The sequence below is a fragment of the Cellulomonas sp. ICMP 17802 genome (assembly GCF_041295535.1).
In the GTDB taxonomy this organism is placed as follows: Bacteria; Actinomycetota; Actinomycetes; order Actinomycetales; family Cellulomonadaceae; genus Cellulomonas.
The window spans coordinates 20,626-32,454 of sequence record NZ_JBGFQZ010000014.1; the positions used below are offsets into that span (position 1 = coordinate 20,626).

Annotated in this window: 12 protein-coding genes; 6 read left to right on the top strand and 6 right to left on the bottom strand. The window is 73.4% G+C overall.

Features of this window, described 5'->3' with window-relative positions; translation table 11 throughout:
• The first annotated feature begins 4 nt into the window (after positions 1-4).
• Together AB5970_RS12070 and AB5970_RS12075 are read left to right on the top strand one after the other, a co-directional pair.
• Positions 5-1,021, top strand: a complete 1,017-nt coding sequence (locus AB5970_RS12070) for a TIGR03557 family F420-dependent LLM class oxidoreductase (RefSeq protein ID WP_370504188.1) — start codon at positions 5-7, stop codon at positions 1,019-1,021.
• A complete protein-coding gene (locus AB5970_RS12075; RefSeq protein WP_370504189.1) occupies positions 1,018-1,782 on the top strand; it encodes a coenzyme F420-0:L-glutamate ligase in 765 nt (254 codons plus the stop codon). The genes AB5970_RS12070 and AB5970_RS12075 overlap by 4 nt, the downstream gene beginning before the upstream one ends.
• Here the strand turns inward: AB5970_RS12075 and AB5970_RS12080 are convergent.
• Positions 1,766-2,344: an HhH-GPD-type base excision DNA repair protein gene (locus AB5970_RS12080; protein ID WP_370504190.1), complete on the bottom strand. Its 579-nt coding sequence runs from the start codon at positions 2,342-2,344 to the stop codon at positions 1,766-1,768. The genes AB5970_RS12075 and AB5970_RS12080 overlap by 17 nt on opposite strands.
• 36 nt (positions 2,345-2,380) lie before the next feature.
• Between AB5970_RS12080 and cofC the strand changes: the two genes are divergently transcribed.
• Both cofC and AB5970_RS12090 read left to right on the top strand, forming a co-directional pair.
• Positions 2,381-3,007, top strand: coding sequence for a 2-phospho-L-lactate guanylyltransferase (cofC, locus tag AB5970_RS12085; protein WP_370504191.1), 627 nt, complete (start codon positions 2,381-2,383; stop codon positions 3,005-3,007).
• 9 nt (positions 3,008-3,016) lie between these two features.
• Entirely contained in the window at positions 3,017-4,069 is a 1,053-nt protein-coding gene (locus AB5970_RS12090) for a zinc-binding metallopeptidase family protein (protein WP_370504192.1), read from the top strand.
• On the opposite strand, the gene cofD is transcribed toward AB5970_RS12090, so the two are convergent.
• The 5 genes from cofD to AB5970_RS12115 all read right to left on the bottom strand — a co-directional run bounded on the left by cofD (position 4,066) and on the right by AB5970_RS12115 (position 9,320).
• Complete coding sequence (cofD, locus tag AB5970_RS12095) at positions 4,066-5,010, bottom strand: 2-phospho-L-lactate transferase (protein ID WP_370504193.1); 945 nt, start codon at positions 5,008-5,010, stop codon at positions 4,066-4,068. The two genes, AB5970_RS12090 and cofD, sit on opposite strands and share 4 nt — an antisense overlap.
• Positions 5,007-5,792, bottom strand: coding sequence for a putative F420-0 ABC transporter ATP-binding protein (locus AB5970_RS12100; RefSeq protein ID WP_370504194.1), 786 nt, complete (start codon positions 5,790-5,792; stop codon positions 5,007-5,009). Before AB5970_RS12100 ends, cofD begins: the two co-directional genes overlap by 4 nt.
• Positions 5,783-6,802: a putative F420-0 ABC transporter permease subunit gene (locus AB5970_RS12105; protein WP_370504195.1), complete on the bottom strand. Its 1,020-nt coding sequence runs from the start codon at positions 6,800-6,802 to the stop codon at positions 5,783-5,785. Before AB5970_RS12105 ends, AB5970_RS12100 begins: the two co-directional genes overlap by 10 nt.
• Positions 6,799-7,794: a putative F420-0 ABC transporter substrate-binding protein gene (locus AB5970_RS12110; RefSeq protein ID WP_370504196.1), complete on the bottom strand. Its 996-nt coding sequence runs from the start codon at positions 7,792-7,794 to the stop codon at positions 6,799-6,801. The genes AB5970_RS12105 and AB5970_RS12110 overlap by 4 nt, the downstream gene beginning before the upstream one ends.
• Before the next feature lie 194 nt (positions 7,795-7,988).
• Positions 7,989-9,320: a PLP-dependent aminotransferase family protein gene (locus AB5970_RS12115; protein WP_370504197.1), complete on the bottom strand. Its 1,332-nt coding sequence runs from the start codon at positions 9,318-9,320 to the stop codon at positions 7,989-7,991.
• Positions 9,321-9,543: 223 nt separating this feature from the next.
• On the opposite strand from AB5970_RS12115, the gene AB5970_RS12120 reads away from it, so the two are divergent.
• Together AB5970_RS12120 and hydA are read left to right on the top strand one after the other, a co-directional pair.
• Positions 9,544-10,392, top strand: coding sequence for a nitrilase-related carbon-nitrogen hydrolase (locus AB5970_RS12120; RefSeq protein WP_370504198.1), 849 nt, complete (start codon positions 9,544-9,546; stop codon positions 10,390-10,392).
• A gap of 16 nt (positions 10,393-10,408) precedes the next feature.
• Complete coding sequence (hydA, locus tag AB5970_RS12125; protein WP_370504199.1) at positions 10,409-11,827, top strand: dihydropyrimidinase; 1,419 nt, start codon at positions 10,409-10,411, stop codon at positions 11,825-11,827.
• Positions 11,828-11,829 lie beyond the last annotated feature (2 nt).

The following is an 11,829-nucleotide window of genomic DNA, read 5'->3' on the forward strand; positions in this document are numbered from 1 at the left end:
GTTGATGGCACAGGTCACGGCGGACGGCCTCACGGTCGGGTACGCGGCGATGCTCGAGCAGTTCCACCCCACCGAGGCGGTCGACCTGTCCGCCCACGCGGAGGCGCACGGGTTCTCCGGCGTCATGGCGGCCGACCACTACCAGCCGTGGGTGCCCGCGCAGGGCCAGGCGGCGTTCGTCTGGAACGTGCTCACCGCGCTGGGCGAGCGCACGACCGGCGACATCGGTCCTGGCGTCACCGCGCCGACGTTCCGCTGGCACCCGGCGATGGTCGCGCAGGCGTCGGCCACGCTCGCCGCGATGTACCCCGGCCGGCACTGGCTCGGGCTGGGCTCCGGCGAGGCGCTCAACGAGCACATCGTCGCCAACTACTGGCCCGAGGCCCCCGAGCGGATCAACCGCATGTTCGAGGCCATCGAGATCATCAAGAAGCTCTTCTCGTCGTCGATCGCGGGCAAGGACGTCAAGCACGCGGGCCAGTTCTACAAGCTCGAGTCGACGCGTCTGTGGACCATGCCGGAGGTCGCGCCCGAGATCCTGGTGGCCACCGCCGGTCCGGTGACCGCCAAGCGCGCGGGCCGGCTCGCCGACGGGCTCATCACGGTCGGGGCGCCGCTGGAGAAGATCTCGGGGCTGTTCGGCAAGTTCGACGAGGGCGCGCGCGAGGCCGGCAAGGACCCGGACGCCATGCCGAAGGTGCTGCAGCTGCACCTGTCGTGGGCCGAGACCGACGAGCTCGCGCTCGCGCACGCCATGCACGAGTGGCCCAACGGCGGCATGAAGTTCCCCAAGGCTGACATCCGCTCGCCGTTCGACTTCGAGCAGATGGCCAAGCTGGTGCGCCCCGAGGACTTCGAGGGCCGCATGGTCATCTCGGCCGACCCCGACGTGCACCGCGCCGAGATCCAGAAGTACGTCGACCTCGGGTTCGACCGCATCTACCTGCACAACGTCGGCCGCAACCAGCGCGAGTGGATCGAGACGTTCGGGGCGGACGTGCTGCCCAAGCTGGTGCGATGACCGAGATCCGGGTCTGGGCGCCCGACGGCCTGCCGGAGATCGCGCCGGGGGACGACCTCGTGGCTCTGCTCACCGAGCTGCTGCGGGACGACCCGCCGGTCGACGGCGACGTCCTCGTGCTCACGTCGAAGGTCGTCTCCAAGGCCGAGGGTCGCGTGGTGTCCGCCGACGACCGCGAGCAGGCGATCACCGACGAGACGGTCCGCGTCGTCGCCACCCGCGAGCACGCCTCGGGCGTGACGCGGATCGTCGAGAACCGGCTGGGCCTGGTCATGGCCGCGGCCGGCGTCGACGCGTCGAACACCCCCGAGGGGACGGTGCTGCTGCTGCCGGTGGACCCGGACGGGTCCGCGCGCCGCCTGCGGGCCGGTCTCTCCCAGGCGTTCGGCGTGCGCATCGGCGTCGTCATCACGGACACGGCCGGGCGGCCGTGGCGGCAGGGCGTCACCGACATCGCGATCGGCGCGGCCGGCCTCGTGGTGCTGGACGACCTGCGCGGTCAGGTGGACACGTTCGGCCGCCCGCTGATCATGACGCAGGCCGCGGTGGCCGACGAGATCGCATCGGCGGGCGAGCTGGTCAAGGGCAAGGCGCTCGGCAGGCCGCTGGCGGTCGTCCGCGGGCTCGGGCACCTGGTGACCGTCGACGACGGCCCGGGTGCGCGCGTGCTCGTGCGGCTGGGCGACGAGGACATGTTCCAGCAGGGCAGCGCCGAGGCGTACTCGCAGGGCTGGAAGGACGCGCTCAGGGGCCAGCAGTAGCCTTCGCGGCCGCCTTGGCCGCCTGCTTGGTCGCGCGGACCTCGCCGAGCGAGACCGGGTCGGTGACGTCGGCGATGGACCGGCGCGACCCGGGCTCTCCGTAGGCGCCGGCGGCCTCGGCCCACCCGGCCGGCTGCACGCCGCGCTGCTTGCCCAGCAGGGCCAGGAAGATCCGCGCCTTCTGGTCCCCGAAGCCGGGCAGCGCCTTGAGCCGCTTGAGAACCGTGGCTCCGTCGGGGTCGCCGTCGGTCCACAGCCGCGTGACGTCGCCGTCGTAGTCGGCGGCCACGGCCGCGGCGACCGCCTGGATGCGGCCGGCCATCGAGCCGGGGTAGCGGTGCACGGCCGGCGGCGTCGCGCACAGGGCCGCGAACGTCTCCGGGTCCGCCTCCGCGATGCGGTGCACGTCGAGGCCGCCCATGCGGTCGGCGATCTTGGCGGGACCCGCGAAGGCCGACTCCATGGTGACCTGCTGGTCCAGGAGCATGCCGATGAGCAGCGCGAACGGGTCGTCGGTCAGGAGCTGGTCGGCGGTCGGGTCGCCGGTGAGCCAGAGCGTCATGACGGCATCCTCTCGCGAGTGGGGGAGGATGCGCCCGTGCGATGGGTCGTCGTGGTGCCTGTGAAGCCGGCCGCCGAGGGAAAGACGCGGCTGGCCGGGTCGTTGTCCGCCGGCGCCCGGGAGCGGCTGGTGCGGGCGATGGCGCTGGACACGATCGCGGCGGCCTCGGCCGCCGAGGGCGTCGAGCGGGTCGTCGTGGTCACCGCCGACCCCGTGCTGCGGGAGCTGCTCGCGTCGTCGACCGACCTGGTCGGCGAGCCGGGCGGCGGCCTGAACGCGGCCGTCGGGGCCGGGATCGACCGCGCGCGACGCCTCGACGCCGGCGTCGCCGTGCTGCTGGGCGACCTGCCCGCGCTGCGGCCGGCGGACCTCGCGGACGCCCTGAGCATGGCGGCCGCGCACGACCGGGCCGTGGTCGCCGACGCCGGCGGCACGGGGACCACCCTCCTGACTGCGCTGCCGGGTCTCGCGCTCGAGCCCCGGTTCGGCGCCGGCTCGGCCGCCGCGCACGAGCGGGCCGGGCACGTCCGGCTCGCCGTGCCCGCGACCTCGACCGTGCGGCGGGACGTCGACGTCGCCGACGACCTCGCGGAGGTCGAGCGGCTCGGCGTCGGGCCGGCGACGCACGCGGTGCTCGGCCTCGACGCCGACCCGGTGGGCTAGCGTCGGCGCGTGCTCCTCTACCGTTGCCCGCGCTGCGGGAGCGTCGCCTTCATCGAGACCACCGCCTGCGAGGCCTGCGGGCTCCAGATGGGGCTGCACCCCCCGACGCTCACGATGCGCCCCGCGCCCGAGCAGGGGACCGACATCGACGGCACGTGGTGGTTCCCGTGCACGAACCGGCTCTGGCAGTGCAACTGGCTCGCGGCGGCGGACTCTGGGTCCGGGCAGTGCGTCTCGTGCCGGCTCACGCGCACCCGGCCGGGCAACGACGACACCCTCGCGCTGGAGAAGCTGGCGACGGCGTCGGCGGACAAGCGCCGCCTGCTCGTGCAGCTGGCCGACCTCGGGCTGCCGATCACGCCCTGGTACGAGCGGCCCGGCGGGCTCGGCTTCGACCTGCTCTCGTCCCGGTCCGACGGCTCCCGCGTGGTGATCGGGCACGCGAACGGCATCGTCACCATCGACCTGGCGGAGTCCCTCGACGCGCACCGTGAGGCGCTGCGGATCAGCCTGGGCGAGCCGTACCGCACGATGCTCGGCCACTTCCGGCACGAGGTCGGGCACTACTACGAGTGGATCCTGGTCGAGCAGACGGGCTGGATCGACGAGTGCCGGACGTTGTTCGGCGACGAGCGCGCGTCCTACCGCGACGCCATCGCCCGGCACTACCGCGAGGGTGCACCGCGGGACTGGGCCGAGAGCTTCATCTCCGAGTACGCGACGATGCACCCGTGGGAGGACTTCGCGGAGTGCTTCGCCCACTACCTGCACCTCACGAGCACGCTGCAGACGGCCGCCGCGGGCCGGCTGACGGTCGAGGTCGAGGGCGTGCCGCAGATCGCCGACGGCCAGGTGCGTCCGCGCACCAGCTACGCGGACGCGAGCATGGACGAGATCCTCGCCGACTGGCTCCCGCTCGCCACGTTCCTCAACCGGGTCAACCGCGCGATGGGCAAGAGCGACCTGTACCCGTTCACCATCGCCGCGCCCGTGGCCCGCAAGCTCGACTTCGTGCACCGCGTCGTGACGGCGTCCCGGGTGGAGCAGCCGCTCGGGTCCTAGCGGCCCACGAGGGCGAGGGCGTCCGTCGCGATGCGGGCGGTCGTCGGCACGTCGGTCATGAGGGTGTCGACGGCCCGCGCGACGAAGCCGGCGGCCTCCAGCGCCGGCACGGCGTCGGAGTCGCGCCGGTCGACCAGCCACGCGTCGAGGATCCCGTCCGGGCGCCGGCCGTAGTGCTCGGCCACGGCGCGCGCGGTCGTCTCGACGCCGATGGCGGCCAGGCACGCGTCGGCCATGCCGCGCACGGGCGCACCGCCGATCACAGGGCTGATGCCGACCACGGGCGCCGGCGTGGCGCGCAGGGCGTCGCGGATGCCGGGGACCGCCAGGATCGTGCCGACCGAGACCACGGGGTTCGACGGCGGGATCACCACGACGTCGGCGTGGGCGATCGCCTCCAGGACGCCGGGCGCGGGCCGCGCGGTCTCCACGTGCGTCTGCACGAACCGGGTCGCCGGCAGCGCCGCGCGGTGCCGGACCCACCACTCCTCGAAGTGCATCGTCCGGCCGTCCGCCACGACGACGTGGGTCTCCACCTCGTCGTCGGTCATCGGCAGGAGCGTCACGCCCGGCTGCCACCGCTCCGCCAGCCGGGCCGTGACCTGCGACAACGGGAGCCCGTCCCGCAGCAGCTCGGTGCGGGCGAGGTGCGTGGCCAGGTCGAGGTCGCCCAGCGTGAACCACTCCCAGCCGAGGCCGTAGGCCTGCAGGTCGTCGCTCACGCGCCGGGACTCGTCGCGCCGCCCCCAGCCCTGCTCCTCGTGCACGGCGCCGCCGAGCGTGTACATCAGCGTGTCGAGGTCGGGGCAGACCCGGACGCCGTGCAGCCACATGTCGTCGCCGGTGTTCGCGATCACGGTGATCTGGGCGTCGGCCAGCTCGCGCAGCCCGCGCGTGAAGCGGGCGCCGCCGACGCCGCCGGACAGGACGGTGATCTTCACGCGGGGGGCCTCCTGGCCTGGGGGGACGGCTCGTGGAACGCGATGACGGGCCGCCCGGTGCGGGGGTGCTCCAGGACGTCGGCCTCGACGCCGTAGACCGCGCGCAGCAGGTCGGGCACCAGGACGTCCCGGGGGTGGCCGGCGGCGGCGAGGTGGCCGTCGCTCAGCACGAGCACGTGCTCGCAGAACGCCGCCGCGAGGTTGAGGTCGTGCAGGGCCGCGACCGTCGTGGTGCCCAGGTCCCGCACGAACGCCAGCAGGCTGAGCTGCGCGCTGACGTCGAGGTGGTTGGTGGGCTCGTCGAGCAGCAGCAGGTCGGGCTCCTGCGCCAGCGCGCGCGCGATCTGGACCCGCTGCCGCTCGCCGCCGGACAGGGACGACCAGGGGCGGTCGGCCAGGTGGTCCGCCTGCGCGCTGACCAGGGCGCGGTCGATCGCGGCCTCGTCGGGGTCGCTGCCCCACAGGGACCGGTAGGGGATGCGGCCGAGGGACACCACCTCGCGGACCGTGAGGGGGACGGAGCTGGTCGACTCCTGCTCGAGCAGGGCGATCCGCTGCGCGCGCGCCCGGCGCGGCAGGTGGTGGACCGGTCCGGCCTCCACCAGCACGGCGCCCTTCTCGGGCGGGAGCAGGCCCGCGATCAGCCGCAGCAGGGTGGTCTTGCCCGCACCGTTGGGGCCGAGCAGGCCGGTCAGGTGGCCCTCGGGCGGCGTCGCGTCGATGCCGTCCACCACCCACCGGCCGCCCAGGCGGGTGCCGACGCCGTCGAGGGTCAGGTCCACGCCGACCCCTTCCCGCGCCGCAGCAGGTAGGCGAACACCGGCACGCCGATGAGGGCGGTGACGATGCCGACCGGCAGCTCGCGCGGGTCGAACACCGTGCGTGCGAGCGTGTCCGCCCAGACCAGGAACACGGCGCCGCTCAGCGCCGCGACCGGCAGGAGCCGGCGGTGGGCCGGACCCGTGAGCGACGAGACGGCGTGGGGCAGGATCAGGCCGACGAACCCGATGGCGCCGCTGACCGCGACCATCGCACCGGTGAGCAGCGCGACGACGGTCATGAGGGTCCAGCGCGTGCGGTCGACGTCGATGCCCAGCGCGGCCGCGGACGTGTCGCCGAAGGCGAAGGCGTCGAGGCGCGTGGCGCTGAGCACGAGCACGCTGCCGACGACCACCACCGCGATCCCCGCGATCGCGACCGACCCCCACGTCGCGCCCGCCAGCGACCCGAGCAGCCAGTTGAGGATCTCGCGGTAGGAGTCGCCCGTGGCGGTCCAGAAGATGACGAAGCTGGTCCCCGCGGCGGCCAGCTGGGACACCGCCAGGCCCGCCAGCACCGCGCGCCCGGGGGCGAGGGTGCCGCCCGTGCGGGCGAGGGCGAGGGTCGCGACGAGGGCCAGCAGGGCGCCCGCGAACGCCGCGACCGGCAGCAGCAGGCTCACGCCGACCACGAGCACCGCGACGGCACCCAGGGACGCCCCGGACGACAGACCCAGCAGGTACGGGTCCGCCAGCGGGTTGCGCGTCAGGCTCTGCATCACCGCGCCGGCCAGGGCCAGCCCCGCCCCCACCGCGGCCGCCGTGAGCACGCGCGGCAGCCGCAGGTCCCAGACGATCGCGTCGTGCAGGCGCGGGACCTCCTGGACCGGCAGCCCGAGATGGCCGCCGATGCTACGGGCGACCTCCGCGACGCTCAGGTCCGCCGGGCCGATCGTCACGGCCACCAGCACCGTCACGACGAGCGCTGCGAGCCCCGCGGCGACCAGCAGCGTCAGCGGTGTCCGGCCCTTCACCCCAGCGCGGCGAGCTGGTCGTCGAGCGACTTCACCGCGTCAGCGTTGCGCACCCCGGCCTCGGACGCCGGGAACGGGACGGTGAGGTACCGGTGCTCCTTGACGGCGGTCAGCTGGTTGGTCGCCGGGTTGGCCTCGAGCATCTCGATCTTCTTCGCCGCGGTGTTCCACGAGGCGTCGACCAGCACGATGACGTCCGGGTCGGCCGCCACGATCTGCTCCCAGCCGGCCGAGGTCCAGGTGTCGTGCACGTCCGCGAAGATGTTGGTCAGGCCGGCCGCGTCCATGATCATCTGCGGCGCGCCGATGCCCGCGCCCACGTACGGGGTGTCGGAGCCCGAGCTGTACCAGAGCGCCGTGGTCCCGGCGGTCGGCTTCGTGGCGCTCTCGAGCGTGGCCTTCTGCTGCGCGATCAGCGCCTCGGCGCGGTCCGGCACGCCGAAGATGCTCGCGACCTCGCGGATCTCGTCGTCGACCTTGTCGAACGTCAGCGGGTCGGGCATGTAGCCCGCCTCCTTGCACGCGGCGGGGGAGACGTACGTGCCGATCCCGAGGCCCTGCAGGGTGCTGCGGTCGCCCGCGCCGTCGGCCGAGAAGTTGGACTCCCAGCCGCCGTAGACGAAGTCCGGCTCCAGCGCGAGCAGCGCCTCCTGGCCGGGCACCTTGTCCGAGACCACGGGGATCTTGTCGTACGCGGCCGCCTCGTCGTCGGGCACCGGGCCGTCCGAGAACGCCGTGCCGACCATCACGTCCTGGAGGCCGAGCGCCAGCAGCATCTCGGTGGCCGTCGACTTGATGGTCACGACCTTCGTCGGCGGCGCGTCGACGGTGACCGTGGTGCCGCAGTTGTCGAGCGTCACCGGGGCGAAGGTGGCGCTCGGGGTCGCCGTGCTCGTCGCGGTGGACGCGGCGTCGGGGGTGGCCTGCGCCGAGCAGGCGGCGAGCGCCAGCGTGGTGAGGGCGGCGGCCACGAGGGTGCGGGTTCTGGGCATGGGGTCTGGGGGCTCCGGTGATCGGGCGGTGCGCGCGGCGATGCCTCGCTCGCGGCGGGGGTGGGGTGCACGTCGCACCTCCGGAGGGCCGCCCACAGCCGGGCGGCGCGACCCGGCCACGACCGGCCGGGTTCCGCGCACAGAGTAGGCCTGGAGGGTGGCTCCTCGGCAAGCGGAGCCCGTGGTCGTCCTGGTCAGGGGGCCGCAGCCAGGGCGAGGGCCCGGGCGACGTCCTCGACCTCGGCGCCGAGCAGCCCGACCGTGACGCGGACGTGGGCGCCGGCCTCGTCGCCCGGTGCGCCGTCGGCGCTGAACGGGGCGCCGGGCGCGACGCGGATGCCGGCGGCCTCGAGCCGGACCAGCGCGGTGCGCTCGTCGTGGACCGGGAGCCAGAGGTTGATGCCGTCGCCGGGCTCGAGCGCGATGCCGAGGCCGGCGAGGGCCTCACGGAGGGCTCTGCGGCGGGCGAAGTAGACGCGCCGGGCGTGCGCGACGGCCTCGATGGCGCCGCCGTCGGTGAGCAGGTCGACCAGGACGTGCTGGAGCAGCCGGCTGGTCCAGCCGGGCCCGAGCATGCGGCGGGCGACCAGTCCGTCGAGCACCGCGGCCGGCCCACCGACGGCGGCGATCCGCAGGTCGGGGCCGTGGGACTTGGAGTAGGAGCGGACGTGGACGACGAGGTCGGGCAGCAGCGCGCCCAGGCTGACGTCGCGCGCCGACGCGATCTCGCCCGAGTGGTCGTCCTCGACGACGAGCACGTCGTGCCGGCGCAGCACGGCGGCCAGCTCGCGCGCCCGGGTCGAGGTGGTGCTCACGCCGGTCGGGTTGTGCGCCCGCGGCTGCAGCACCACGACGCCCGCGCCGCCCTCGAGGGCGCGCTCGAGCTCGTCGGGACGCATGCCGTGCCGGTCCAGCGTCACGGGCACCCGCTCGAGGCCCAGCTGCTCGAGCAGGTCGAACAGCGGCGGGAAGCCGGGGTCCTCGACCGCCACGCGCGAGCCGTACCCCGCGACGCGCTCGAGGATGCGGCTGATCGCGTCGAGCGCGCCGTCGACCACCGTGATCCGCTGGGCGGCGAACGGCCACGACTCGCGCAGCAGCACCTCGAGCGCCGGCACCACGGGAGACGCCAGGTAGGCGCCGGTGTCGGCGGCCGGGCTCTGCAGCGCGACGCGGGCCAGGGCGGGACCGATCAGGGGCAGCAGCTCGGGGTCGGGCGTCCCGGTCGAGAGGTCGAGCCGCGCGGGCGCGCCGCCGGCGAGGTCGCGGTAACGCGGCGGCAACCAGCTGGCGGGCGGGGGGAGCACGACGGTCCCCGCGCGACCGCGGGAGATGACGATGCCGACCGCGGACAGGGCCTGCCACGCGCCGCTCACGGTCGCCGGGCTGACGCCGAGGTCGGCCGCGAGGGTCCGCACGGTCGGCAGCCGGTCGCCGGGCCGCAGGTCACCGCCGCGGACCAGCCGCGCTACCGTCGCGGCGATCCCGCGGGGGCTGCGGTCGTCGACGTGCGCGGCGAGGTCCATGCGGGCCAGGATGCCCGTCCGCACGGCCGCGGCGGTGCGCCGGCGGAGGTCGGCGCAGATGTTTACGTGCGCGTCATCGATGTTCGCGCCGAGGAAACCGGCGGTAACGCCGCAGAAATGTTCAACCCCGACAGTCACATTCCAGGCTACGGTGCCAAGAACGGGCACTCCGGCGCCGCGTGGGGCTCCGAGGCCGGTCGAGATGAAGATGCGGAGGAGCCCTATGACCGTCGTACGCGTCGCGTTCACCCAGGCCACCTGGACCGGCGACAAGGAGTCGATGATCGCGCTCCACGAGGCCTGGGCCCGGGAGGCCGCCTCGCAGGGCGCGCAGATCATCGCGTTCCAGGAGCTGTTCTACGGCCCGTACTTCGGGATCACCCAGGACACCGCCTACTACGACTACGCGGAGTCGGTGCCGGGTCCGACGACGGAGAGGTTCGCGGCCCTGGCCAAGGAGCTGGGCATCGTCATGGTGCTCCCCGTGTACGAGGAGGAGCAGCCCGGCGTCCTGTACAACACCGCCGCGGTGATCGACGCGGACGGCAGCTACCTGGGCAAGTACCGCAAGCACCACATCCCGAACCTGCCCAAGTTCTGGGAGAAGTTCTACTTCCGCCCCGGCAACCTGGGGTACCCGGTGTTCGAGACCGCGGTCGGCAAGATCGGCGTGAACATCTGCTACGACCGGCACTTCCCCGAGGGCTGGCGGGTGCTCGCGCTGAACGGCGCGGAGATCGTGTTCAACCCCAACGCGACGGCACCGGGCATCTCCAACAAGCTCTGGGAGATCGAGCAGCCCGCCGCGGCGGTGGCCAACGGCTACTTCGTCGTCGCCAACAACCGCGTGGGGCTCGAGGACAACGAGTACGGCGACGAGGCCGTCAACTTCTACGGCTCGTCCTACGCCGTCGGACCGGACGGCAACTACGTCGGCGAGGTGGGCTCGTCGACCGAGAACCAGCTGCTCGTCCGCGACCTCGACCTGGACCAGGTGCGGATCGTGCGGGAACGGTGGCAGTTCTTCCGTGACCGCCGGCCCGAGGCCTACGGCCCGATCGTGGCGCCCTGAGCGAGGGGAGACGACCATGAAGACCCTCATCACCGGTGGCACCCTCGTCAGCGCGACGGGGCGGTCGGCCGCCGACGTGCTCATCGACGGCGAGAAGGTGGCCGCCGTGCTCAGCCCGGGCTCGACGCTGCTCGGCTTCGACCTCGCCGCGAACGTCGACCAGGTGATCGACGCCACCGGGAAGTACGTCATCCCGGGCGGGATCGACGCGCACACCCACATGGAGCTGCCGTTCGGCGGCACCAACGCGTCCGACACGTTCGAGACCGGCACGCGGGCCGCGGCCTGGGGCGGCACGACGACGATCATCGACTTCGCCGTGCAGCGCACGGGGGAGCGGGTCATGGACGGGCTCGGCGCGTGGCACGAGAAGGCCGCGGGCAACTGCGCGATCGACTACGGCTTCCACCAGATCATCGGCGGCGTCGACGAGGACTCGCTCAAGGCGATGGAGGGGCTGGTCGCCGAGGGCATCACCAGCTACAAGCTCTTCATGGCCTACCCGGGCGTCTTCTACTCCGACGACGCCCAGATCCTGCGCGCGATGCAGAAGGCCGCCGACCTCGGGCTGCTCACCATGATGCACGCGGAGAACGGACCGGCCATCGACGTGCTGGCCGCGCAGCTGGTGGCCCAGGGCAAGACCGACCCGTACTACCACGGCATCGCGCGCGCCTGGCAGCTCGAGGAGGAGGCCACGCACCGGGCGATCATGCTGGCCGACGTCACGGGTGCCCCGCTGTACGTGGTGCACGTGAGCGCCAAGCAGGCGGTCGCCCAGCTGGCCTGGGCCCGCGACGCCGGCAAGAACGTGTTCGGCGAGACGTGTCCGCAGTACCTGTACCTCAGCCTCGAGGAGCAGCTGGGAGCACCAGGCTTCGAGGGCGCCAAGTGGGTGTGCTCCACACCCCTGCGCTCGCGGGCCGAGGGTCACCAGGAGCACATGTGGCAGGCGCTGCGGACCAACGACCTGCAGATGGTCTCCACCGACCACTGCCCCTTCTGCATGAAGGGCCAGAAGGACCTGGGGGTCGGTGACTTCCGGGCCATCCCGAACGGGATCGGCTCGATCGAGCACCGGATGGACCTCATGTACCAGGGGGTCGTCACGGGCCAGATCACGCTGGAGCGGTGGGTCGAGCTCACCTCCACCACGCCGGCGCGGATGTTCGGGCTGTACGGGACCAAGGGCGTCGTCGCCCCGGGTGCCGACGCCGACGTCGTGGTCTACGACCCTGCGGGGCACACGTCGATCGGCGTGGGCAAGACGCACCACATGAACATGGACCACTCCGCGTGGGAGGGCTACGAGATCGACGGGCACGTCGACGTGGTCCTGTCCCGAGGGTCCGTCGTGGTGGACGAGTCCGGCTACCACGGGCGCGCCGGGCACGGGAAGTTCGTGCCGCGCGGCCTGTCCCAGTACCTCCTGTAGAT